At 60.1% G+C, this 24830-nt stretch carries 21 protein-coding genes; 10 read left to right on the top strand and 11 right to left on the bottom strand.

Features of this window, described 5'->3' with window-relative positions; all coding sequences use genetic code 11:
* Positions 1–118: 118 nt before the first annotated feature.
* From LA321_RS02385 to LA321_RS02370, 4 genes are all read right to left on the bottom strand, one after another.
* Positions 119–1474 carry an NCS2 family permease gene (locus tag LA321_RS02385; protein ID WP_026456973.1) on the bottom strand — a complete coding sequence of 452 codons (1356 nt, stop codon included), beginning with the start codon at positions 1472–1474 and terminating at the stop codon, positions 119–121.
* A 265-nt stretch (positions 1475–1739) separates the two neighbouring features.
* Entirely contained in the window at positions 1740–2075 is a 336-nt protein-coding gene (locus LA321_RS02380) for a hypothetical protein (RefSeq protein WP_042073346.1), read from the bottom strand.
* 93 nt (positions 2076–2168) lie between these two features.
* Positions 2169–3836, bottom strand: coding sequence for an energy-dependent translational throttle protein EttA (ettA, locus tag LA321_RS02375; RefSeq protein ID WP_026456971.1), 1668 nt, complete (start codon positions 3834–3836; stop codon positions 2169–2171).
* Between the two features lie 312 nt (positions 3837–4148).
* Positions 4149–4997, bottom strand: coding sequence for a lytic transglycosylase domain-containing protein (locus LA321_RS02370; RefSeq protein WP_042073345.1), 849 nt, complete (start codon positions 4995–4997; stop codon positions 4149–4151).
* Positions 4998–5353: 356 nt separating this feature from the next.
* Between LA321_RS02370 and LA321_RS02365 the strand changes: the two genes are divergently transcribed.
* From LA321_RS02365 to LA321_RS02355, 3 genes are read left to right on the top strand one after another with little or no spacing between them, the layout of a single operon-like run.
* Positions 5354–6094 (top strand): glycosyltransferase family 2 protein, encoded by a 741-nt coding sequence (locus tag LA321_RS02365; RefSeq protein WP_026456644.1) that lies wholly within the window; start codon positions 5354–5356, stop codon positions 6092–6094.
* A complete protein-coding gene (locus LA321_RS02360) occupies positions 6094–6456 on the top strand; it encodes a lipid-A-disaccharide synthase N-terminal domain-containing protein (protein WP_042028163.1) in 363 nt (120 codons plus the stop codon). Before LA321_RS02365 ends, LA321_RS02360 begins: the two co-directional genes overlap by 1 nt.
* Positions 6446–8152 (top strand): ArnT family glycosyltransferase, encoded by a 1707-nt coding sequence (locus LA321_RS02355; protein ID WP_042073343.1) that lies wholly within the window; start codon positions 6446–6448, stop codon positions 8150–8152. Before LA321_RS02360 ends, LA321_RS02355 begins: the two co-directional genes overlap by 11 nt.
* A 58-nt stretch (positions 8153–8210) precedes the next feature.
* On the opposite strand, the gene LA321_RS02350 is transcribed toward LA321_RS02355, so the two are convergent.
* Positions 8211–9209, bottom strand: coding sequence for an NAD-dependent epimerase (locus LA321_RS02350; RefSeq protein WP_042073341.1), 999 nt, complete (start codon positions 9207–9209; stop codon positions 8211–8213).
* Complete coding sequence (locus tag LA321_RS02345) at positions 9206–10567, bottom strand: UDP-glucose dehydrogenase family protein (protein WP_042073339.1); 1362 nt, start codon at positions 10565–10567, stop codon at positions 9206–9208. The genes LA321_RS02350 and LA321_RS02345 overlap by 4 nt, the downstream gene beginning before the upstream one ends.
* A gap of 312 nt (positions 10568–10879) precedes the next feature.
* Here LA321_RS02345 and LA321_RS02340 point away from each other — a divergent pair, with 312 nt between their 5' ends.
* On the top strand, positions 10880–11491 hold the full coding sequence (locus LA321_RS02340; RefSeq protein ID WP_026456648.1) for a YitT family protein: 612 nt from the start codon (positions 10880–10882) through the stop codon (positions 11489–11491).
* A gap of 69 nt (positions 11492–11560) precedes the next feature.
* On the opposite strand, the gene LA321_RS02335 is transcribed toward LA321_RS02340, so the two are convergent.
* The 5 genes from LA321_RS02335 to LA321_RS02315 all read right to left on the bottom strand — a co-directional run bounded on the left by LA321_RS02335 (position 11561) and on the right by LA321_RS02315 (position 17620).
* Complete coding sequence (locus tag LA321_RS02335; protein ID WP_042073338.1) at positions 11561–12562, bottom strand: ABC transporter ATP-binding protein; 1002 nt, start codon at positions 12560–12562, stop codon at positions 11561–11563.
* Complete coding sequence (locus tag LA321_RS02330; RefSeq protein ID WP_042073337.1) at positions 12559–13617, bottom strand: ABC transporter ATP-binding protein; 1059 nt, start codon at positions 13615–13617, stop codon at positions 12559–12561. The genes LA321_RS02335 and LA321_RS02330 overlap by 4 nt, the downstream gene beginning before the upstream one ends.
* Before the next feature lie 25 nt (positions 13618–13642).
* A complete protein-coding gene (locus LA321_RS02325; RefSeq protein WP_042073336.1) occupies positions 13643–15460 on the bottom strand; it encodes an extracellular solute-binding protein in 1818 nt (605 codons plus the stop codon).
* A gap of 94 nt (positions 15461–15554) precedes the next feature.
* Positions 15555–16598, bottom strand: coding sequence for an ABC transporter permease (locus tag LA321_RS02320; RefSeq protein WP_082043465.1), 1044 nt, complete (start codon positions 16596–16598; stop codon positions 15555–15557).
* A complete protein-coding gene (locus tag LA321_RS02315) occupies positions 16595–17620 on the bottom strand; it encodes an ABC transporter permease subunit (RefSeq protein WP_042073332.1) in 1026 nt (341 codons plus the stop codon). The genes LA321_RS02320 and LA321_RS02315 overlap by 4 nt, the downstream gene beginning before the upstream one ends.
* Positions 17621–18359: 739 nt before the next feature.
* On the opposite strand from LA321_RS02315, the gene LA321_RS02310 reads away from it, so the two are divergent.
* The 6 genes from LA321_RS02310 to LA321_RS02285 all read left to right on the top strand — a co-directional run bounded on the left by LA321_RS02310 (position 18360) and on the right by LA321_RS02285 (position 24829).
* The gene (locus tag LA321_RS02310; protein ID WP_042073331.1) at positions 18360–20921 is read left to right on the top strand and encodes a TonB-dependent receptor; all 2562 of its coding nucleotides are present in this window, start codon (positions 18360–18362) and stop codon (positions 20919–20921) included.
* Between the two features lie 108 nt (positions 20922–21029).
* Positions 21030–21794 (top strand): DUF3450 domain-containing protein, encoded by a 765-nt coding sequence (locus tag LA321_RS02305; protein ID WP_042073330.1) that lies wholly within the window; start codon positions 21030–21032, stop codon positions 21792–21794.
* Positions 21791–23164 (top strand): MotA/TolQ/ExbB proton channel family protein, encoded by a 1374-nt coding sequence (locus LA321_RS02300; RefSeq protein ID WP_042073329.1) that lies wholly within the window; start codon positions 21791–21793, stop codon positions 23162–23164. The genes LA321_RS02305 and LA321_RS02300 overlap by 4 nt, the downstream gene beginning before the upstream one ends.
* A 10-nt stretch (positions 23165–23174) precedes the next feature.
* Positions 23175–23702, top strand: a complete 528-nt coding sequence (locus LA321_RS02295) for a MotA/TolQ/ExbB proton channel family protein (RefSeq protein WP_042073327.1) — start codon at positions 23175–23177, stop codon at positions 23700–23702.
* Between the two features lie 67 nt (positions 23703–23769).
* Complete coding sequence (locus tag LA321_RS02290; protein WP_042073326.1) at positions 23770–24177, top strand: ExbD/TolR family protein; 408 nt, start codon at positions 23770–23772, stop codon at positions 24175–24177.
* 16 nt (positions 24178–24193) lie between these two features.
* Entirely contained in the window at positions 24194–24829 is a 636-nt protein-coding gene (locus LA321_RS02285) for an energy transducer TonB (protein WP_026457092.1), read from the top strand.
* Position 24830: the final 1 nt, after the last annotated feature.

Genomic DNA, 24830 nt, shown 5'->3' with positions numbered 1-24830 from the left:
GGGCAACCATGTTAACAACTTTGTGCCGACGGCACAGCGTCTCCATGAGTGGCTGTGCGGCGGTAATAAAAATGGGCTCCCTGTCGGGAGCCCATTTGGTTAACCGGTTCGGTCGTTATCAGTGGCTGTCGACCCAGACGAACTTGAGCACAAACAGCAGGGCCACCACCAGCACGCAGGGGTTGATCTCGCGCCAGCGGCCGGTGCCCGCCTTCATCACACAGTAGGAGATAAAGCCCACGGCGATCCCTTCGGTGATGGAGAAACTGAACGGCATCATGACGGCGGTCATGAAGGCCGGGACCGCCTCGGTCAAGTCTTCCCACTTTACCCGGGTCAACTCGGAGCACATCAGCACGCCCACATAGATAAGGGCCCCCGCTGCAGCGTACGCCGGCACCATGGCGGCGATAGGGGAGAAGAAGATAGCCAGCAGGAACAGGATGCCGACCACGATGGCGGTCAGACCGGTACGGCCACCGACGGCAACGCCAGAGCTGCTCTCGATATACGCCGTCACGGAGGAGGTACCCATAAAGGCGCCGCCGACCGAGCTCACGCTGTCGACCATCAGAGCCTGCTTCATGCGCGGGAAGTGACCCTTGTCATCGGCCAGCTTGGCGCGGTTGGTGACGCCAATCAGGGTACCGGAGGAGTCAAACAGGTTGACCAGCATAAAGGAGAAGATGACGCCGGCCAGACCGATATCCAGTGAGCCCATCAGATCGAGCTGGCCGAACACGGGATCAATGCTGGGCGGCATGGCGATGAAGCCCTTGAAGGTCACGTCGCCAAACAGCCAGCCCAGGGTGGTGGTGACCACGATGGCGATCAGCACGGCGGAGTGCACGCCACGGGCGGAGAAGATGCAGATGAGGAAGAAACCCAGCAGTCCCAGCAGGCAGGGCAGGGAGGTGAGGTTGCCCACCGTCACCATGGTGGCGGGACTTGCGACCACGATCCCTGCGTTGTGCAGGCCGAGCAGGGCGATCAAGAGGCCGATACCGGCGGTGATGCCGACCCGCAGGGTGAGCGGAATGTTGGCGATAAGCCAGTAGCGCACCCGCAGCAGGGTGAGGATCAACAGACCCATGGCGCCCCAGAAGATGGTACCCATACCGACCTGCCAGGAGTAACCCATGCCGGCCACCACCACGAAGGCGAAGAAGGCGTTGAGGCCCATGGCGGGAGCCAGGGCGATGGGCAGGTTGGCCAGCAGGCCCATCAGAATGCTGCCGATACCGGCGATAAGGCAGGTGGTAACGAACACCGCCTGGGTGTCCATGCCGGCCGCAGAGAGGATCTGCGGGTTGACGAACACGATATAGACCATGGTCAGGAAGGTGGTGATCCCGGCGATGACCTCGGTGCGGGCTGTGGTGCCATGGCCTTGCAGGGCAAACAGGCGCTCAAGCAATCCTTGCCCGGCGACCTGATTGGTAGCCTGCCCTGTGGCGTTGTGTGGTTGGTTCATGTGAATTCCAATAGGTGACGTGAAATAAGCAGCAAGGGAGCCGGTGGACCCATTCATGCGGGGTAAATGGCCCCAGCAGATGGTGGCTAAATGACCAGACTCGACTTGATACCGTGACAGCGCGCACATTTTTACACAGGCCGGGACGTTTACAAACCCCGGATCTGCGAGGCGGATCAATGAATAGAGCAAAAATTCAAACGTTTGCTATTTGAGCAATAAAAAAGGTCCTCGATAGAGAACCTTTCTTTGTCAAAACCGATGCTCAGAGAGTCTTGAAGTAGCGTTCCACCAGTTGGGCAAGCACGGAGTCGAGCCGCTCCTGCACTTCCCCCAGCTCCCGATCGAAACGGCGCAGAAACAGGCTGGCCTGCTCCTCGCTCAGCTTGCGACCGGCGATGAAGAACTCCTGTTCCGGCAACTGCTTGTCATAACGGGGAAGCAGCACCCAGCTCACCAGGTCGGGCTCTACGGCCTCGAAGATCTTGGCAGCGGCGACACAGAAGGTTTCGATGTGCGCCTTGCCATCCGGCCCGAGGCAGCCGGGTTCGACCCGGATCTGAATGGTGAGCTTCTTCTCTGTGGTGGGCTGGGTCGTCATTTCGCAAAATCCATGCAAGGTCGTTCGTTCTGGATTGTAAGCCATAAGGCACAAGAAAGGGGAGCCGAGGCTCCCCTTGTCGCATTTGCCGGTTTACTTGGCGATGCGCTTGTATTTCGCACGGTGCGGCTGGATGGCCTCGGCGCCGTAGGTCTTCTTCTTCCACTCTTCGTATTCGGTGAAGTTGCCCTCGAAGAATTCGATCTTGCCCTCGTCCTGGTAGTCCAGGATGTGGGTGGCGATCCGGTCGAGGAACCAGCGGTCGTGGGAGATGACCATGGCACAACCCGGGAACTCCAGCAGGGCGTTCTCGAGGGCGCGCAGGGTTTCGATGTCCAGATCGTTGGTCGGTTCATCGAGCAGCAGCACGTTGCCGCCGGTCTGCAGCAGCTTGGCCAGGTGCAGACGACCGCGTTCACCACCGGAGAGCTCGCCGACGCGCTTCTGCTGATCGGAGCCCTTGAAGTTGAAGCGGCCGATGTAGGCGCGGCTCGGAAACTCGTAGCTACCGATGCGCAGGATGTCCTGACCGTCGGCGACCTCTTCGAACACCGTCTTCTTGTCATCCATGCTGTCACGGAACTGATCGACCGAGGCCAGCACCACGGTATCGCCCAGGGTGATGGAGCCGGAATCCGGCTGCTCCTGGCCTGACATCATGCGGAACAGGGTCGACTTACCGGCACCGTTGGGGCCGATGATGCCGACGATGGCGCCCTTGGGAATGGCAAACGACAGATCGTCGATCAGTACGCGATCCCCGTAGGATTTGCGCAGGTTGGCCACTTCCACCACCTTGTCGCCGAGGCGCGGTCCGGGCGGAATGAACAGCTCGTTGGTCTCGTTGCGCTTCTGGTAGTCGTTGGTGTTGAGCTCCTCGAAGCGAGCCATACGGGCCTTGGATTTGGCCTGACGACCTTTCGGGTTCTGGCGAACCCATTCCAGTTCCTTCTCGATGGACTTGCGACGAGCGGCTTCGGCACTCGCTTCCTGGGCCAGACGGGCATCTTTCTGCTCCAGCCAGGAGGAGTAGTTGCCTTCCCAGGGGATACCCTCGCCACGGTCCAGCTCCAGGATCCAGCCAGCTACGTTGTCGAGGAAGTAACGGTCGTGAGTGATGGCGACGACGGTGCCCTCGTAGTCGTGCAGGAAGCGCTCCAGCCAGGCCACGGATTCGGCGTCCAGGTGGTTGGTCGGTTCGTCCAGCAGCAGCATGTCCGGTTTTTCCAGCAGCAGGCGGCACAGGGCCACGCGGCGGCGCTCACCACCGGAGAGGTGCTTGATCTGGGCATCCCAGGCCGGCAGACGCAGGGCATCGGCCGCACGCTCCAGCTGGTTTTCCAGGTTGTGGCCGCCCTGGGCCTGGATGATGGCTTCCAGTTCGCCCTGCTCGCGGGCCAGCTTGTCAAAATCCGCATCCGGATCGGCGTAGGCCGCATAGACCTCGTCGAGGCGGGCCATGGCGCGTTTCACTTCGCCGACGGCCTCTTCCACCGCTTCGCGCACGGTCTGCTCTGGCTCCAGCTTCGGTTCCTGGGGCAGGTAGCCGATCTTGATGCCGGGTTGCGGGCGGGCTTCCCCTTCGATCTCGGTATCCAGCCCGGCCATGATGCGCAGCAGGGTGGATTTACCGGCGCCGTTCAGACCCAAGACACCGATCTTGGCGCCCGGGAAGAAACTCAGGGAGATGTTCTTGAGGATATGACGCTTGGGCGGCACTACCTTGCCGACCCGGTTCATGGTGTAAATAAATTGAGCCATTGGCTAATTCTCTTCTTTTTCAGCTAGTTAATGTTTTGCATCTACAGGCTGAGGTCGTGGTGGGGCCAGGTCGGCACAGGCCAACCGGGTTCCAAAAAACCCGTCGATTGTAAACCAACGAACAAGGGGGGGCAAAGCGGGCGGCCGGTTGCTCATCCTCCGTCAAGAAGGGGTGGGCGAGATGAGATAGAGGGGAGGGCAGAATGGGGCTGTGGCCAGCAAAATCCCCGGAAAATTCGTCTTAATTTTTCCTTAAGTTAGTGACGATAGGGTGGGACCGGGCTGGTTTTTTGATGTGTTGCCGACCCCTTGTCAGCGTAGGGATGGCTTGGTTTCTGCCGTTTGCTTGTGCCCTGAATAGTAGAGCACCCGCTGCACGTAATCCTGGGTCTCCTGATAGGGGGGGATGCCGCCGTAGCGGGCCACCGCCTTCTCGCCGGCATTGTAGGCCGCACTGATCCTGATCCAGTCCGGGCCGAACTGTTTCTCCAGCCATTTCAGGTACACCATGGCGCCGCGGATGTTTTGTTCCGCATCGAACGGGCGGGTGACACCGAAACGCTGCTGGGTGGCGGGGATGAGCTGCATGACCCCTTGCGCCTGTTTGGGAGAGACGGCAAAGCGGTCGAGGTTGGATTCGGCGATGGCGATGGCCAGGGCCAGCTTGGGATCGACCTGATGGCGCTCGGCGGCCTGCCGGACCATGTTGGCCAGTTTCTGCTTGCTCGCGGATTGTCGGGCCAGATATTTGTCCTGATCGAAGGGGGTGGCGGGCTGTACCCAGGGAACACCGGCAGGGCCGCTGCCCACACCGCAGTTGCCCAGAGGGGCATTGCCTGCACGAGTGTTGTAATAGCGAGCGGCTTGCTGGTTGCCAAGGCGCATGGCCATGGCGAGATAGGCGTTGGCTTGCCGGGCACTGCGGATACCTTGTGGCCCGCGGGCCAGCAGGCGGCCGATGCGAAAATAGGCCTCCGGATTGCCCAGTCTGGCGGCATTGCAATAGTAGGCGATGGCTTGTCTCGGGTTGCTGCGCTCGATGGCTGCGCCCTGGCGGATGGCACTCATCGCCTTGGGCGCCTGGCGAAATGATTCGGCCTGGGCCGATGCCGTGATCAACAAGAGCAGCAGACTCCACCCCCAGGTGCCGAATCTCTGCATGATGAGTACCTCATATTCTTCATATTCGGAAGATATAGGTTCTACACAGGAAGGTTGCCAGCCAGATGATGGAATATGTGGTTATGTGTTCGCCCGTTAGAGATGAAAACGGTATGGAACTTTATGTCAGGAAGCCAACCCCCTTCCTGCCGACATGAGCAGACACAGAGAGTTTGTCCCCGGGGTATGACGGATGGTTTTGTCTACGTTAGTTGATGCATGAATCAATTCTTGGATGATAGACTGGCTTCACATTAACGTAACATCCTGTATTTATTTGGGATAATTACCATCCCCATTTTTTCATGATGCGATCAAGTGGACTGATTGCGTCTCTCTATAGTCGGGAAGCTCATATGGGTTATTCAATCGATGTATCAGTCGTCGTGCCAGCCAAAGATGAACGGGACAATCTGGCTCCCCTTATCGGCGAAATCGATGCCGCGCTTGGCGGGAAGTACGATTACGAATTGGTCTACGTGGATGACGGGAGCGAAGACGACAGCTACGCCATCCTGTGCGAGTTGAAGACGCGTTTTCCCCGGTTGCGGGTGGTGCGTCACGAGCGGGCCGTCGGCCAGAGCATGGCGGTGCTCAGTGGCGTGCGTCATGGCCGTGGCGAGTGGCTGGTGGTGCTCGATGGGGATGGCCAGAATGATCCCGCCGACATTCCCGCCATGCTGGAAGAGGCCAAGCGCCGTTTTGCAGCAGACCGGAAGGAGGTGGGGCTCATCGGCCATCGCGTCAATCGCCGTGATGACTGGGTGAAGCGGATCTCTTCCAAACTGGCCAACGGCTTTCGCGACCTCTTGCTGCGCGACGGTATCCCGGATACCGGCTGTGGACTCAAGGTGGTGCGGCGCGACTGGTATCTGCGTCTGCCCGGCTTCAACCATATGCACCGCTATATTCCGGCCCTGATCCAGGCGCAGGGCGGTCGCATGTCCCCCTGGCCGGTCAATCACAGGCCCAGACAGGCGGGGGTTTCCAAATACGGGGTCTGGAATCGCCTCTGGGTCGGGCTGGTGGACGTGGTCGGTGTCTGGTGGCTGCAGCGGCGCTCCAAGGTCGTCGAGGTAAGGGAGATGCTCGATTGATGGACGCCCTGCTCTCGCTCCCCCTGCACTGGCTCGACTGGACCGGCCTGCATGTGACCGGCTGGAAGCTCATCGGCTACACGGGGGCGCTCATGTTCGGGGGGCGCTGGCTGGTGCAATTCATTGCCTCCAGGCGGGCCGGTCGGCCTGTGATCCCCCGCCTGTTCTGGTACATGAGTGTGCTCGGCAGCCTGATGACGCTGAGCTACTTCCTCTTCTCCCCCAAGCAGGACTCCGTCGGCGTACTGCAAAATCTCTTCCCCACCTTTACTGCCCTCTACAGCCTCTATCTGGATATTCAGCATCGCGGCTGGAAGCGGGACAAACTCATCCATGACAGCGAGATCCGCCATGGTAAATGATCGAACCCTGCTCAATCAGAGCTCCCTTGGCTGGCTGCTGCTGATAGCCCTGGTCGTGCTTGGCACCGGACTTGGGCTGCGCGATCCCTGGCCGGCCGACGAACCCCGCTTCGCCCTGGTAGCCAAGGAGATGGTGGAGAGCGGCCAGTGGCTGTTCCCGATGCGCGGCGGCGAGATTTATCCGGACAAACCTCCCATGTTCATGTGGGGGATCGCCATCGCCTATCTGCTGACCGGTTCCATCAAGGTGGCCTTTCTGCTGCCCTCATTGCTGGCGGGTCTGCTGACCTTGGTGCTGGTATGGGATCTGGGCCGCCGGCTGTGGACGCCCCAGGTCGGTTTTCTGGCCGGCTTGCTGCTGCTCTTTACCGTCCAGTTCACCCTGCAGGCCAAGACGGCCCAGATCGATGCGCTGGTCACCTTCTTCATCACCCTGGGCCTCTACAGCTTCATTCGTTTCCTGTTGTGTAACGGGGGCTGGCGATGGTACTGGCTCGGCTGGTTTGCCGCCGGCCTTGGCATCATCACCAAGGGGGTGGGTCTGTTGGCACTGCTGGTGCTGATCCCGGCGATCTGGACCCATTGGGATAAAATTCGCACGGCATCCCGCAGTGACTGGCTCAAGGGACTGGCGGGGCCGCTGTGCATGCTGCTGGCCATCGGCCTGTGGCTGGTGCCCATGCTGATTGCCGTGGCCCAGAGCGGCGACCCCATACTGCAGGCGTATCGGGACAACATCATGCTGCGCCAGACGGTGACCCGCTATGCCAACTCCTGGCATCACGTCAAACCCTTCTGGTACTACCTCACCTCGGTGATCCCGCCGTTCTGGCTGCCGCTCACCCTGCTGCTGCCCTGGCTGGTGGTGGAGTGGCGCAGAGCCATTGGGGGGCGGGACAAACGCATCATATTGCTGCTCGGTTACCTGGTGCTGGTGGTGATCTTCTTCTCGGTTTCGCCCGGTAAGCGCGGCGTCTATGTGACGCCTGGCACGCCGGCTTTGGCACTGCTGAGCGCGCCCTTCATCGCCGCCCTGCTGGCCAGGCGCTGGCCAGGCCGCCTGCTGTCGGGACTTGGCTGGTTGCTGGGCATCGTCTGCCTCGGTGGGGCGGTTGCGCTGGAGTTCAGTGCCAAGCTGGCCAGCCGGGTGAGCGAACTGGGGCCGGCCCCCTGGCTCCCCCTGCTGGTGATGGGGGGCGTGTTGTTGCTCGTCAACGCCTTGCTGCGCCGGGCACCGCTTACCGCCATTCTGGCCACCCTTGCCTGTGGCTGGCTCATCTACTCCACCTGGATCTGTACGCGCCTCAACGACATGCGCACGCCGCAAACCGTGATGACGCTGGCAGCGGAGCGGGTACCGGCGGGCAACGAGTTGCTGCTGACCGGTTTCAAGGAGCAGCACCTGCTGTTTACCCGCCAGCCGCTGCGACACTACAGCTACCAGATGCCGGATGATGCGCAGGCCCGCGAGGCGGCGGCCTGGGTGGCTGCCGCGCCAGGACGCTGGGTGCTGGGGGCGGCCGATCTGCTGGAGCGCTGTTTTGACCCCGCGCGCATGGAGAATCTCGGCAATCGTCACCGCACTGATTGGCTGCTGACCAATGCCGAGGCCATCAAGCCCGCCTGTCAGGGGCTCAGGCCAGAGATAGAACCATTTAGCTATGTACCAGGCCCCAAGGAGGGGAACCTGAACTAGACAAGAGGGGCTGCCATTGGCAGCCCCTTTTTCGTTGTCAGGCCAAACAGCGGCTTGCTCAGACCCCGTAGTACTCTTTGTACCACTCGACGAAACGGGTGACCCCTTGCGCCAGCCCCACTTTCGGCCGGTAGCCGGTTGCCTCGAACAGCGCCTCGGTATCGGCCCAGGTGGCGAGCACATCCCCGGGCTGCATGGGGCAGAGGTTGCGGATGGCCTGCTTGCCGAGGGCCGTTTCGATGGCCTCCACGAAGTCGACCAGACGCACCGGGCTGCCGTTGCCGATGTTGAACAGCCGATAGGGGGCCGAGCTCGACTCTGTCTGCCCGTGCCAGGCGGGGTTCGCCACCGGGGGGTGATCCGCGATGCGTATTACCCCCTCGACGATGTCGTCGATATAGGTGAAATCCCGGCTCAGCGCCCCCTGGTTGTAGATGTCGATGGGTTCATCGTTCAGGATGGCTCGCACGAACTTGAACAGGGCCATGTCGGGGCGCCCCCAGGGGCCGTAGACGGTGAAGAAACGCAGCCCTGTAGTCGGTAAACCGTAGAGGTGGGAGTAGGAGTGGGCCATCAGCTCATTGGCCTTCTTGCTCGCCGCATAGAGGGAGACGGGATGATCCACCCCGTCCGAGGTCTTGAACGGCATCTGCTCGTTGAGGCCGTAAACCGAGCTGGAGGAGGCATAGACCAGGTGCCCGATGCCATGATGGCGGCACCCCTCGAGGATGGTGAGGGTCCCGTTGAGATTGCTGTCGGCATAGGCGAAGGGGTTGTCCAGCGAATAGCGTACCCCGGCCTGGGCCCCCAGATGGATCACCCGATCGAACTGCTCCCGGACGAACAGGGCCGCGATGGCTTGCCTGTCCGCGAGATCGCCGCGCTCGAAGCGAAAACCGGACAGCGGCAGGAGCTGCGCCAGCCGCGCCTCTTTCAGGCTCACCTCGTAGTAGTCATTGAGATTGTCGAGGCCGACTACCTGATGCCCTTCGTGACAGAGCCTTTGCGCCACATGAAAGCCGATAAAGCCGGCAGCGCCGGTGACCAGGTACTTCATTGTGCTTTCTCCAGCGCGTGCGTTTTTTCCAGGCTGTCGCCACGGCCGATGGCGTAATAGGTGAAGCCACGCTGGTGCAGACGGGCCGGATCATAGAGGTTGCGGCCATCGAGGATGACGGGTTGTTTCAGTGTGCGCTTGATAAGCTCGAAGTCGGGGGCACGGAACTGTTGCCACTCGGTGCAGATGAGCAGGGCATCGGCGCCCTTGAGAGCCGCCTCCTGGGTGCCGCACAGGGTCAGATCGTCGCGCAGGCCGTAGAGGTGCTGGGCCTCTTTCATCGCCTCGGGGTCAAATGCCTGCACCTTGCCGCCGGCGGCCCAGATGGCCTCCATCAACACCCGGCTCGGCGCTTCGCGCATGTCATCGGTATTGGGTTTAAAGGCCAGTCCCCACAGGGCGAAGGTGTGCCCCGTCAGGTCGTTGCCAAAGTGCTTAAGCAGGCGCTCGATGAGTTTGTGTTTCTGCCTGTCATTGACCCTCTCCACCGAGCGCAGCAGGGGCACGTCGCAGCCACTTTCGCTGGCGGTATGGATCAGCGCTTTCACATCCTTGGGGAAACAGGAGCCGCCGTAGCCGCAACCCGGGTAGATGAAGTGGTAGCCGATGCGCGGGTCGGCGCCGATCCCCTTGCGCACCTCCTCGATGTCGGCACCGAGGCGCTCCGCCAGCCCGGCCATCTCGTTCATGAAGGAGATCTTGGTGGCCAGCATGGCGTTGGCGGCGTACTTGGTGAGCTCGGCGCTGCGGGCATCCATCTGGATGATGCGATCATGGTTGCGGTTGAAGGGGGCGTAGAGCTCCTCCAGTAGGGACATGGCGTGATCCGAGTCGGTGCCGATGATGATGCGATCCGGACGCAGGCAGTCGGCCACCGCCGCCCCCTCCTTGAGAAACTCGGGGTTGGAGACCACCTCGATGGGCAGAGCAACACCCCGCTCCTTGAGGATGCCGTCGATATGCTGGCGCACCCTGGCGGCCGTGCCGACCGGCACCGTGCTCTTGTTGATCACCACCTTGCCCGCCTGCATCAGACGGCCTATGGTGCCGGCCACCGCCAGCACGTGCTGAAGATCGGCAGAACCATCTTCGTCAGGCGGGGTGCCGACCGCGATGAAGATGAGCTCGGCAAAGGCCACCCCTTCGGCCACGTCCGTGGTGAAGTGCAGGCGGCCAGCCTGATGGTTGGCCTGCACCATGGGGGCCAACCCGGGTTCGAAGATGGGGATGATCCCCTCCTTGAGACGTGCGACCTTGCTGTCGTCCACATCCACACAGGTGACCTGATGGCCCATCTCGGCGAGCACGGCGGCCTGAACCAGTCCCACATAACCAATCCCGAATACGACGACTCTCATCTGCGCTTTGCTCCTCGATGCAGGCAGTGACAAGTCATCCATTCTAGAGGGATCCGTTTTTTTGGGCAGTGAGTTTAGTCGGTTTTTTCAGGCTCGATTCAGTTTGGACTTGCCGCTGCTTTGTCTTGTTTTGGTGCAAGGATTGTAACGCTGTGCTGACGAACACCATTTTGGTGCGTTCAGGCCGCGTCTTGTGATCTGGGTCACTGAAGCCGGACACTGTCGCCCATAACGAAGCCTTGCTAACAAGGCTCGCAGCCGGTCAGCCGGCGACAGACACTCTTTACATTACTTCGCTTGGATACACAGGTTATGGACAACACCTCAATTCGCAACGCGCATCCTGTCTATGAGGATGTGCTGGCCCTGCTGACTGCGGCGGGCTTCGTCTCCCTCGGCATCTTCCTGTTCCATCAGGTTGGCTTGCTCACCGGCGGCACCGCCGGGCTGGCGCTGCTACTGCAACAGGTGACTGGCGTCAGCTTCGGCCTGCTGTTCTTCTGCATCAACCTCCCTTTCTACGCCCTGGCCTGGCTGCGCATGGGGCCGCGCTTTACCCTCAACACCTTCGCCTCGGTGGCGGCGGTCTCCTTCATGACCGATCACCTCAACGGTGTGCTGCAGATCGGCAAGATAGAGCCACTCTATGCGGCGCTCATCGGCGGTACCCTGATCGGCATGGGGCTGCTCATCATGTTTCGCCACAAGTCGAGCCTGGGTGGCTTCAACATACTGGCGCTGTTTGTTCAGGATCGCTTCGGCATCCGGGCCGGCAAGCTACAGATGGGGCTGGATTGCGCCATCGTCGTGACCTCCTTCTTCGTGGTGCAACCCTGGATCCTGGCGCTCTCCATCGTCGCAGCCGTTATCTGTAATCTTGTGTTGACACTCAACCACAAGCCGGGGCGCTACCAGATCGCCTGATTGGGGATGGCATCAGTCATGAAACGAGGCGGCCACAGGGCCGCCTCGTTCGTTTCTGCCTTGCCAGCGTCAGCTGGCCTGATCCAGCGAGGGATCGCCGCTGGCGGAGAGCGGCGTGTGGCAGGCCACCTGGTGGGCACCGTCGCCGCACAGTGCCAGTTTCGGCGCTGCGCTTCTGCACAGCTCGCTGGCATAAGGGCAGCGCTGGTGGAAGTGGCAGCCGCTCGGGGGCGAGATGGGGGAGGGGACGTCGCCGGTCAGCAGGATGCGCTGGCTGCGCCGACGGGGATCCGGCACCGGAATGACCGAGATGAGCGCCCGGGTATACGGGTGGCGCGGCGCCAGATAGAGTGACTGCGCCTCTGCCAGTTCGACGATCCTGCCCAGATACATAACGGCGACCCGATCCGAGATGTGTTTCACTACCGACAGGTCGTGGGCGATGAAGATGATGGCGAGGTTCATCTCCTGCTGCAGGGTGAGCAGCAGGTTCACTATCTGGGACTGCACCGAGACGTCCAGCGCCGACACCGCCTCGTCACACACCAGCAGCTTGGGCTTGAGGGCGATGGCCCGGGCAATCCCGATGCGCTGGCGCTGGCCGCCGGAAAATTCGTGGGGGTAGCGATCCATTGCGCTGCCCGGCAAACCGACTTTCTCCAGCAGCTCCAGCACCCACTCGCGGCGCTGAGTAGTGTTGCCCTTGCCGTGGATGATGAAGGGCTCTTCCAGGATCTGGCCTACCGTGTGGCGGCTGTTGAGGGATTCTGCAGGATCCTGAAACACCATCTGCATCTCCTGGCGCAGGGATCGCATCTCCCTGGGGGAAAGGTGAGTGATATCCCGCCCTTCGAAGGTGATGGTGCCGGCGCTCGGCTCGAACAACTTGAGCAGGGTGCGTCCCAGGGTGGACTTGCCACAGCCGGATTCACCCACCAGCCCCAGCGTCTCCCCCTGTTTGAGATCGAAGCTGATGCCATCCACCGCGTGGACCGTATATTGCTTGCGCAAAAATCCGCCCCCCAGCCGGAAGTGCTGTTTCAGATCCCGCACCGATAAAAGCGTCTTCATACGGCTAGCTCCCTCCAGTGGTGGCAGGCCACCCCGTGCCGCTCGGCGAGCTGCTCGGTGGCCGGAATGGCCCTCACGCAGATCTCGGTGGCATGGGGACAACGATTGGAGAAACGACAGCCGGCCGGCATCTCGTCAAGGGCGGGCACCTGACCCCTGATGGTTTTGAGCAGGCTCTTGGGGGCATCTTCGAGACGGGGGATCGAGGCCATCAGGCCATGAGTATAGGGGTGGCGTGGCTGGTCAAACAGCTCGAACACGTTTGCCTGTTCCACCGCGCGGCCGGCGTACATCACCACCACTTCGTCGCACAGCTCCGCCACCACCCCGAGATCGTGGGTGATGAAGATGATGGCCATGCCGGTCTGGGCCTGCAACTCCTTCATCAGCTCCAGGATCTGGGCCTGGATGGTGACATCGAGCGCCGTAGTCGGCTCATCGCAGATAAGCAGGGAAGGCTCGCAGGCCAGCGCCATGGCGATCATCACCCGCTGGCGCATGCCGCCGGAGAGGTTGTGGGGATAGACGGCAAAGCGTTGGGCCGGTTCCGGGATCCCCACCTTCTGCAACATGGCGATGGCGGCCTCCTTGCGTTGGGCCTTGCTGTAGTCAGGGCGATGGAGGTGAAACACCTCCATCAGCTGATCCCCGACCGTCTGCACCGGGTTGAGCGCCGTCATCGGTTCCTGGAAGATCATCGAGATGCGGTTGCCGCGCACCCTGTACATCTGATCCGGCGCCAGAGTGAGCAGCTCCTCCCCCTGAAAGCGGATGGAGCCCGCTACCACCTGGCCGTGGGGCTTGGGCAGCAGTCCCATGATGGCGAGCGAGGTGACGCTCTTGCCGCAGCCGGACTCGCCGACGATCCCCAGGGTCTGGCCCGGAGCAACCTGGAAGCTGACCCCGTCGAGCACCTTTATCTTGCCGTCGTCGACGGCGAACTCCACCTCGAGATCGCGCACCTCAAGAATCGGGGTCTTGTTCTGGCCGTTCTCAACGGCACCCTCCACCCCGTTATCCCGAACGTCAAGAATGGAGGCCTGTGTGTTGGGCATGACTGCTGCTCCCTTCTCTGCGGCATCAATGACGTGCATAGGTCTTGTCGGTCTGCGTAATGGGGGTCAGCGCCTCCCCTGCCTCCCTGGCTTTCTGGGTCTCTTCCTTCACCTTGGGATCGAGCCAGAGCAGGCCGCCACTGCTGTGGGGATAGCCATCCATGGGCCAGTAGAGCAGATCAGGTGTGTTTCGGGTGGCGGGCACCTCGGGCAGCATCACATAACGCCAGCTGCTGGCCCGCACATAGTTGAGCTGGACCCCGGGCACGAAGATGGCGAGATCATAGATGCGCTGCTGGATCTGTTGTGAGAGCTTGGCCCGTTTGGCCATGTCGAATTCGACGTTATAGGCGTCGATAAGGTTATCCAGCTCCTTGTCGGCCACGTTGAACAGGTTGTTGGTCTGCGGCTTGTTGGCGTTGGCCGAGTGGAACGACTCCCAATATTGCGGATAGAGACCCCCGCCAGCCCAGCCCATCCAGGCCGCCTCGTGTTTCTTCTCCAGCATCACCTTGAAGCCGGTGGCTCCATCCACCAGGTTGAGCTCCAGATCCAGGCCCGCCTTCTTGGCCTCTTCCTTCAGCACGGTCAGCCGCTTGGAGTGCTCCTGACTGGTGTAGGTGACGGCCAGGGTCAGCCGCTCCCCCTTGTCGTTTTGCAGGATGCCGTCCGGCCCCGGCTTGCTATAGCCCCCCTTGGCGAAGTAGTCGCGTGCCTTGGCGATGTCATAGGCCCGCTCCGGCAGCGTCATGTTGGTAAATTCGCCAAAGCCCGAGCCGAAGGTGGTGGCCCGGTCGTAGTCGCCCCGCAGCACGGTTTCGATCATCTTGTCGATGTTGAAGGCGTGCTGGATGCCGAGCCGCACATTGATGTCGGCCAGCTTGGGAGTAGCCACATTGAGGTGAACCCCCTGTCCGCCCTGCTTGGTGTCGGTCATGGCCATCACCTTCTGCACGTACCCCTTCTTGTACTCGGGGGTCACGGCCTTTTCATGCCACCAGTTCGGCAGGATCATCTCGAAGGTGTCTATCTCCCCTTTCAGGAAGTGGCGAAAGGCGATATTGCGATCCCGGATCACCTGCACCTTGATGGTGTCGAGGTTGAATCTGTGCTGGTTGTAGCGATCACTCTTTGCCCACCACTCCTTCTGCTTGCTGAAGGTGATGGATTTACCCTTCTTCACGTCGCTCATCACATAGGGGCCCGTGGTGGGCACCACGGCCCAGTTGTACTGCTTCACCCAATTGGGGCCGAGCTTGTAATAGTGCTTGGGCTGGGGCCACAGCTCTGTGGTGTTGAGGAGATCCAGCCTGGCCTTGCGGCTGCCCGCCTTCACCAGGATGGTGTGGTCGTCGATCTTCTCCACCGCCACCACCTCGGTGGTGTAGTAGTTGTTGAACCAGGGGCCCTTGATGTCCTTGGAGCGCATCATCTCGTAGCCGAAGGTGTAGTCATCGGCGGTGACGGGCTTGCCGTCGGACCACTTGGCCTGCGGATCCAGCTTGAAGTAGACGGTCTGGTTGTCCGGCGCGATGGCCCAGTGGGTCGCCAGCGCAGGGATGGGGTTGCCGGTATTGGGATGGAAGCTGATGAGCCTCAGCTGGTTGTCCAGGATGAAGGAGCGGAACGCGCCGTTGGAGTCGGGCCCGACGGTGCGAAACGTCAGCGGAAAGCTATCGACAAACATGGTGATGCTGCCGCCTGGCAGCGCCTTGGGGGAGGCGAACACGGGGTCTGTGTCGTTGGTCTCCCACTTGAGATCCGCAGGCAGGCTGGCCGTCCAACCCCAGGAACCGTTCACCAGCAGAAAAAGTGCACCTATCCATTTGATTTTATTGTTCATGTTTGACTTCCTGGTCATTCCCCACTGCGGGGGCTTGATTGATAACGGGTTAATCCATGTGACCCGTGGCCGCCCGTCGTGGCGGCTCGTCCTGTCACTGATAACGGGTAAATTTGCGCGGATCGAACGCCTCGCGAATGGCCTCGCCGATAAAGGAGACCATGATCAGCACCAGGCTCACCGCCGCTACCACCGAGCTCACGATCCAGATAGCGTCCAGGTTGTTGATGCCCTGGGAGAGCAGCTCCCCCCAGCTCGGGGTCGGTGGTGCCAGGCCAAAGCCCAGATAGTCCAGCGCTGTCAGGGTGGAGATGTTGCCCACTACGGCAAAGGGCGCCAGGGTCACCACCATCACCAGAGTGTTCGGCAGGATGTGGTGGAAGATGATCCGCCCCGTGCTCGCCCCCTGGGCCCGCGCCGCCATCACATAGTCCCTCGCCCGCTCCTTGTAGGTGAGGGTGCGCATGTACCAGGTGATGCCCATCCAGCCGAACAGCACGTTGATGGCGACAAACAGGCCGAAGTTCGGCTTGGCCAGCGACACCAGGATCATGATGACGTAGAGGAAGGGCACCTGGGACCAGATCTCGATAAAGCGCTGCAGCACCAGGTCAAACCGCCCGCCGAGGAAACCCATCATGCAGCCGATGGTGACCCCGATGGTGTAGCTCGCCACCAGGGCGATGAAGGCAAAGCCGATGGCGATGCGAAAGCCGTAGACCAGCCGTGCCAGCACGTCGCGGCCGCTGGTGTCGGTGCCGAGGAAGTGGCGCTCGGCCGTGCTCGGGGCATAGGGCGGGTAGGCATCCTCCTTGAAGTCCTGTTCGTAAGGATTCCAGGGCACCAGTGGCAGCAGCACCCAGTCCTCTTTTCCTTCCTGCACGAACTTGGTCTGCAACTGGCGGTAGTTGGTCTCGTACTCGTAATCGAGCCCGAAGTGCTGACCCGGGATCACGTCGCCATAGGTGGGGAAGTAAAGCTGGCCCTGATAGCTCACCATCAGCGCCCGGCTGTTGACCAGCAGCTCCGCCAGCATGGAGAGCACCACCAGGGTGGTGAAGATGATAAAGGAATAGTAGCCGCGTTTTATCGATTTGAAACGTTTGAGTTTTTTCAAGGTGACAGGGTTCATGCTCACTCTCCAAACCGCACGCGGGGATCGACCAGGGCCACGCAGATATCGGAGACGATATTGCCCACCAGCATCAGCATGGAGGTGATGGCCAGTATGCCCATCACTGTGGGGTAATCCCGTTCGACGATCGCCTCGTAACCGAGCAGGCCGATGCCGTCGATGTTGAAGATGGTCTCGATGAGGAAGGAGCCCCCGAAAAAGACGGTGAGCACTGACCCTAAGTGACTGGCGATGGGGATCAGGCTGTTGCGCATAGCGTGATCGGTGACCGCCTTGCGAAACGGTAGCCCCTTGGCCACGGCGGTGCGTACGTAATCCGCCGACAGGTTCTCCATCAGGCTGTTCTTCATGGTCATGGTGAGGATAGCAAAATCCCCGATGGCGTAGGCGATGAGCGGCAGCAGGGCGTGGGCGAAGACGGTGCGGATCTGATCCCAGCTGCTCTCCATGTATTCGAAATCGTCCCCCGGGAAGCCCCCCATGGGCAGCCACTCAAGATGGAAGGCGAAGACGGTGATGAGGAAGATCCCCACCACATAGGCAGGTAGCGCATAGGCCATGTAGATGAGCATGGAACTTAACGAATCGAAGCGGCTGTTGTGCCTGAGCGCCTTGGCCACCCCGAGCGGGATGGAGACGGCGTAGCTCAGCAAGAAGGTCGCCAGCCCGAAGAAGGCGGTCACCGGCAACCTGTCCTTGATAAGATCCCACACCGGCTCGTAGTAACGGGTCGACTCCCCCAGATCCAGCACCACCAGCTTCTGCAGCCACTCCCAATAGGCAACCAGCATGGGCTTGTCGAGCCCGTAGAACGCCTTGAGTTCCTCGATCTGTTCGTCAGAGAGCGCCTGGGCCCCCTTGCTGCCACTGGAGCGACCGCTTTCGTTCTGCGACACCTGTGCCTGCAGCAACATGCGTTCGACCGGGCCGCCTGGCACGAAACGGGTGATGGTGAAGACGAGCAGGGTGATACCGAGGAACGTCGGGATGATCAAAAGCATCCGGCGTAGAAAGTACGACAGCATGATGGAACCTCGTCCTTGTTGTTCTTTTTTGTGGCTAGTCACATCCGGTGGCCAGCCTGTCCTTCCTGGCATTACGCGCTGGATCGCCTGACAAATAGCAGACAATCCGCTCGGCCACTGTAAAAGCTCTGAAACAAAAATCAAGTACAAGGAAATGCAAAACCGGGACAAATGAGATGCAGAGACAAAAACGGGCGGGAAACGGCACTTTTTATCTGGAAATATAAAATCGACATAAAACGCTGCGTCTCAATATTTTTTGAAATTTTATAAACAGTCGTTTCAATACATGTAGTTTGATTTTATCTTTTTGATTTTTAATGTTTTTATATTTTGATGCGTTACTTTGTAAACGATACCAGCAATATTGTTATATCTCTGATACCAGCCAGGACGGCCGTTTGGCAACCTGTCTTGTGATGGAGTTTAATCCTGATTAATTCGATAGTTTCAAAACAAAATATATAGCGACAGCATGTTGTTCAATAAGTTCATGAAACTTCAATTTGACGTCAAATATTAAATTTAACAAAATATTTACATTGTTGTTTTGACTAATACCAGAATGATTCACTAAAAAAATCCCGTTTAAATAAGATACCTGTCTTATTGCTGGGTTTTCTTTCGTGTCTCCCACCTCCATTGACGTCACCTGTCAAAGATTGATAAGCCTTACGCACTGCTCCAAAGAGGGCGGTATCAGGAAGCAAACAATAAACAACCAGGAAGGATATAAGCGATGCTTAGGAAGAGCAGGATCTCTGCTGCGATTGCGTTCGCCTTGGCGAGCCTTGCAGCGGCCCCGTCCGTATCTGCCGAAGAGGGGCAGAACGTTGAAAAACTGCAGAAAATCAAAGTCACTGGCTCCCGTATTTCCCGTGTCGATGTCGAAGGTGCCACCCCGGTTGTCTCCGTCAGCAAGGCCCAGATAGAACAGTCCGGTCAGCAGACCGTGGCGGATTATCTGAAGCAGGCCTCCTACAACTCCTTTGGTGGATACTCTCCCTCGTCTGGTGACTCCTATCAGTCCCAGGGCACTGTCGGTCTGCGTGGCCTGGGTTCTACCCGTACTCTGGTGTTGCTCAATGGCAAGCGGATCGCCGGTTCACCGACCATGGGCGGTACTTCCATCAACCTCAACACCATTCCCATGGCCGCCGTCGAGCGGGTTGAAGTGAACCTGGACGGCGGCTCGGCGCTCTATGGTTCCGATGCCATCGGTGGCGTCATCAACGTGATCCTCAAAGAGGGTTTCGACGGCCTGATGTTCCAGGGGCGTTTCGGCTCACCGACCGAAGAGGGTGGTGATGAGCAGAGCGGCTCCATCGTCAGCGGCATCACGGGGGAGAAAGGCTCCCTGATGATGGTCTACGAGCACGATGTGAAGGACGTGATCTACTACCGTGATCGTGACTATCTGGCATTGCAGGGCGCCTCGGCCCCCAGCCTCTATGGCCGCAATATCAAGGGCGTAGATGCCGCGACCGGCAAGACGGTCACCCGTACCCTGGACGGGATCGATTGTGAAAGCACTGGTGCCGGTTTTGTGACCAAGGGTACGGCCTGTCGCTTCGACTTTGCCCAGGTTGCCGCCAAGACGGCGTCCCGTACCCGTGACACCGTCTATGTGAACGGTCGTTACCATATCAACGACAACGTGGACTTCGTTCCCCAGATGATTGGCTCCCGTGTCACCAGCTTTGGTCGTTTTGCGCCGGCTGCGGGCGTCTTCTCGGTCAACGGCGGCACTACTGGCGGCGATGCCGTGCTGGCAGACAATGGTTTCAACACCGGTGTGGGTGAAAAAGCCACCGTTTACTACCGCTTCAACAACGTGGGTCCCCGTGACAATGACGTGACCGACCTGACCGGCTCCATGAACCTGGGCTTCGAAGGCGTACTGCCAACCGAAGCGGTAGGGGATGTGGAGTGGAACGCCGGTTACATGTACTCCAAGACCGACAACAAGAGCTCGGGTAGCGGTTACGTGCTGGAGCCTGCGGTCCAGACCCAGGTCAACAGCGGCAATTTTGTCAATGGCAGCTTCTCTGACAGCGCGACCAACGATCTCTCCTACGACACCAGCCGCACCTCCAAGATGGATTTCTTCCAGTGGTACGGTGGTCTGGGCTGGGAGATGGGCGAACTGCCCGCCGGTCCCGTGAGCTGGTATCTGGGGGCTGAGTATAACGACTGGGTCTACTCCGATACCTATGACAGCCAGTCCGAGGCGGGCAACGTCCTGGGCTCCTCCGGCAACTCGGGTTCCGGGGTGCGCGATGTGTTTGCCACCTATATCGAAACCCTGATCCCCATCACCGAGCAGATCGAGCTGAACCTGGCCGGTCGCTATGACAAGTACAGCGACTTTGGCAGCGCCTTCTCGCCCAAGGCCAGCCTGCGCTATCAGCCGCTCGACAACCTGATGTTCAGAACCTCCTGGTCCCAGTCTTTCCGGGCACCCGGGCTGGATGATCTGTATGCGGCAGACTCTTTCTCCGCTGACTTTGCCAAGGACTATGTTGGCTGCCAGGCCAATAATGTCGCCAACTGCCCCGAGTCGCAGTACGACACCACCCGCCAGGCCAACAAGCAGCTGAAAGAAGAGACGGCCGACACCTTTACCATTGGTGCCGCCTACAGCCCGCTGGACAACCTGAACCTCTCGCTGGATTACTACTACATCAAGATTGATGACGTGATCCAGTTGGCCACCACTCAGACCCAGTTCTATCAGGAGCTCAACACCGGCAGCAACCCGAACGTCGTTCGCGATGCCAATGGCGATGTCGAGATGGTCTATGCCGGCATGGTCAACCTGGGTCAGCTCAAGACCAGCGGTCTCGACTTCAAGGCGGACTACAAGTACGACTTCAACGTCTTCACCATGCGTTATGACTTCGGCGGGACTTACATCCTGAAGTACGAAGAGGGTCTGTTCGCCGGTGGTCCCATGATCGACAAGAAGGGGTGGAACGAGCGGCCCGAGCTGCGCTTCAACTCCGGGATCGGTGCCACCTTCCCGCAGTGGTGGAATCTTGATGCCTACCTGAGCGCCAACTACATCGACTCCCAGAGTCAGGATTATGTCGACGGTCAGGAAGAGGGCCACATCGCTTCCAACACCGTCTGGAACCTGAACGTGGCGGTCGATACCAGCTGGAACGCCAAGATCCAGGCCGGTGTGAAGAACATGTTCAACCGCGAACCTTCCCTGTCGAGTGACGGCTTCACCTACACCGAAGACCTCTACAGCATCGATGGTCGCATCTACTACATCGACTACACCCAGAAGTTCTAATCAACCCCGTTGATACAACATCTCAGCCGGTCCGGTCGGGCCGGCTGTGCCCAACGTCCAAGGAAGTTACGGAGATAGGGTAATCCTATGAAGACAAGGACCATTACAATGAAGAAAGCGCTCCTTGGCAGCCTGGTATCGGCCGCCTTGTTGACCAGCTTCAATCTGAGTGCCGCCACCGCCGGACAGGCCGTGGACGCTCAAGCCGCCACCGACAACGCATCCAAAGTTTCCCAGCAGAAGATCGACAACTACGCCGAGTCCGCCGAGTCCGCACTGGCCCAGTACAAGGCGGCCCTGCGCCAGGTCGACAGCCTGCGCACCTATAACGAGCAGGTCGCCAAGATGGTCGAGTCCCAGAGCAGCGAGCTGGCCTCGATGCAAAAGCAGATCGCCCAGATCGACCAGACCAGCACCGAAGTGGTGCCCCTGATGCTCAAGATGATCGACTCCCTCGAACAGTTCGTCTCCCTGGATCTGCCGTTCCAGAAGGTCGAGCGTGAAGACAGGGTCGCCGCCCTGACCGACCTGATGAACCGGGCCGACGTCACCATCTCAGAGAAGTACCGCAAGATCCTGGAGGCCTACCAGATCGAGGAGAGCTTCAGCCGCACCATCGAGGCCTACAAGGCGAGCCTGGACAAGGATGGTAGCGAGAAGACCTACGAGTTCCTGCGCGTCGGTCGCATCGCCCTCCTTTATCAGTCTCCGGATGGCCAGGAAACCGGCATGTGGAACAAGCAGACCCGTCAATGGGAAGAGTTGCCCCAGGAGTATCGCAGTGCAATTGAACATGGCTTGCGTATTGCCAAGAAGCAGGCGCCTCCTGCGCTGATCAAGCTGCCGGTTCACACTGCGGAGAAAGCATCATGAAAGGAATCAAACTTGCCATCGCCTCCCTGATTGCGGGAGCCACCCTGATCACATTGCCGGTGACTGCCGTCGAAAAACCGGTGGATCTCAATGCGCTGCTGAACCAGGTGAAAGCCTCCAGCCTGAGCGAATCCCAGCTCAACAAGGAGCGGGAAGCCCGCTTCCTGGCTGACAAGAACGAGCAGGCCGCCCTGCTGGCCAAGGCCAAGGCGGAGCTGGCAGCCGAGACCGCCAAGGGCGAACAGCTCAAGGCGACCTTTGATGCCAATGACAAGCAGCTGACCGAACTGACCGAGACCTTGCGCCAGCGCTCCGGCAACATGGGCGAGATGTTCGGCGTACTGCGCCAGTTCGCCAGCGAGTTCAAGGGGATCTTCAACGCTTCCGCCCGCCGGGTGGAACATCCGGAGCAGGCGGTGCTGTTGACCCGTCTGGCCGAGAGCAAGGAGCTTCCCTCCAGCGATGATCTGGAAGCCTTCTGGACCACCACTCTCGGCCGCATGGTCGATGGCGGCAAGGTGAGCCAGATCCCGGCGACCGTGGTTTACGGCGAGGGCAATCAGGCCGAGAAGACGGTCACCCAGATCGGCGAGTTCAACACTGTCTCCGAAGGCAAGTACCTGACTTTCGTGCCGGAAACCGGCAAGTTCGAGCAGCTCTCCCGCCAACCGGAGAAGAGCGTGCTGGCACCGCTCGCCGAGTTTGAAGCGGGTGGTGACGGGGTCAAGCCTGTCTTTATCGATCCGTCCCGTGGCGTGATCCTCTCCCTGCTGGTGCAGTCGCCGACCCTGAAGGAGCGCATCGATCAGGGTGGCACTGTGGGGTATGTGATCCTCGCACTCGGGGTCATAGGGACCTTGCTGGCCATCTTCTGTGGCGTCCGCCTGTCGCTGATCGGCTCTTCCATGCGCAAGCAGCTGAAATCCGATCAGGTGATCAAGGGCAACCCCATCGGTGACATGCTGGGGGCCTATCAGGCGCACCGTGGTGACAACATCGAGGATCTGGAGTCCAAGCTCGACGAGATCATCCTGCGCAACGTACCCAAGTTCGAGAAGGGAATCAGTATCATCAAGCTGATCGCCTCGGTTGCTCCGCTGCTGGGCCTGCTGGGTACCGTGGTCGGGATGATCGCCACCTTCCAGGCCATCACCTTGTTCGGTACCGGCGATCCCAAGCTGATGGCCGGCGGTATTTCCGAAGCCCTGGTGACCACCATGCAGGGTCTGGTCGTGGCCGTGCCCATGCTGTTCCTCTACACCCTGGTGCAGACCCAGAGCCGTCGCCTGATCCAGGTACTGGAAGAGCAGAGTGCCGGTTTCGTCGCCCGTTATCAGGAGCGTCTGCACTCTGCCAAGGCAGCAGCCTAAGGAGTCATCCATGTGGTTCTGGTTGATTGAAGAAGTCGAGTCGGTCCGCCGGTTTCTGGGATTGGGGGGCGACGTGCTGGTCGCCCTGTTCTTCCTGACCCTGATGATGTGGGCCCTGTTGCTGGAGCGCTGGTTCTACTTCATCGCCGTCTACCCCAAGCAGGTGAAGCAGACCAAGGCGACCTGGCTGGCCCGCAGCGATCACCTCTCCTGGTCTGCCAGGCAGATCCGGCGCGAGCTGGTCTCAAGGGTGGCCATGGCGGTGGACAAGGGGATGCCGATCATCAAGGTGCTGATCGCCCTCTGTCCGCTGATGGGGCTGCTCGGCACCGTGGTCGGCATGGTCCAGGTGTTCGACACCCTGGCCGTGACCGGTACCGGTTCGCCGCGCGCCATGGCCTCGGGGATCTCCAAGGCTACGGTGCCGACCATGGCGGGCATGGTTGCCGCCCTTTCCGGTCTGTTTTTTGTAAACCAGCTCGATCACAAGGCCAAGCTGGCGGTCGAGAAGCTGGAAGACAACCTGAAACACGGTTGATGCAGGATGCACGCCTCCGGTCAGGCCGGACCTGTCGGAGGCTCAGAACAAGCAAGGAGTTTTTGCCATGAGAAAACGTCACAGCGACAGCGGTGCTGACGAGGCGGCCATCGATCTGACCCCCATGCTGGACATAGTGTTCATCATGCTGATCTTCTTCATCGTGACCACCTCGTTCGTCAAGGAGTCCGGTGTCGAGATCAACCGTCCCAGTGCCAACACGGCCGAGACGGTGAAGAAGGGCAACATCATGGTTGCGGTACGGGAAAATGGCCAGGTCTGGGTCGACAAGCGAGTGGTGGAAGTTGGTGCTGTGCGCGCAAACATCGAGCGGCTGCGGGCGGAGAACCCGGAGAGCGCCGTGGTGATCCAGGCCGACACCGAATCCCGTTCCGGTCTGGTGGTGCAGGTCATGGATCAGATCCGCATGGCCGGTGTCCAGAACATCTCCATCGCTGCCGACAAGAGCAGCTGATGCCGGAGAGAGACCTATGAGATACCTGATATCGTTGGCGGTCTCCTGTGTGGTGGTGTTCTTTCTGTTTTTGGGAATGAACAAGCTGATCACACCGGATCACCGGGAGTTGACGGAGAAGGATGACGTCACCATGACCGACTTCATCCGCATCAAGCCCGATGAGACCCTGCAAGAGAAACAGAGGGAGCTGCCCAAACCGCCGCCCCCGAAGCGTCCGCCCCCCCCGCCTGAAATGGAGGTGGCAAGCACGGACAGACCGAAGATGGAGAGCGCGCCCATGGACATGCCCAAGCTCGACATCCCGGTCAACATCGGCGGCGGCAATGCCCTCGGTGCCTACAGCACGGGCGGCGGTGGTGGCGGGATCGGTGGCAACAACGGTGCCATTCCCCTGGCAACGTTCGAACCCATGATGCCCCGCAAGGCGGCGCTGGCTGGGCTCGCTTCCGGCAAGGTGCTGGTGGAGTTCACCGTGACCGAGCGCGGTACCGTCAGCAACGTGCGGATCGTGAAGGAAGAGCCGCGCAGCTATGACCTTGGCAAGGAGGCGCGCAAGACCATCGCCAAGTGGACGTTCAAACCGGCCATGGTGGATGGCAAGCCGCAGGCTTCCCGGATGCAGCAAGAAATCGAGTTCGCGGTCAACTAAG

It is taken from the genome of Aeromonas enteropelogenes (genome assembly GCF_020097295.1).
In the GTDB taxonomy this organism is placed as follows: Bacteria; Pseudomonadota; Gammaproteobacteria; order Enterobacterales; family Aeromonadaceae; genus Aeromonas; species Aeromonas enteropelogenes.
The sequence above is the reverse complement of the archived record's forward strand: the minus strand, read 5'-3'. Positions and strand labels throughout refer to the sequence as shown.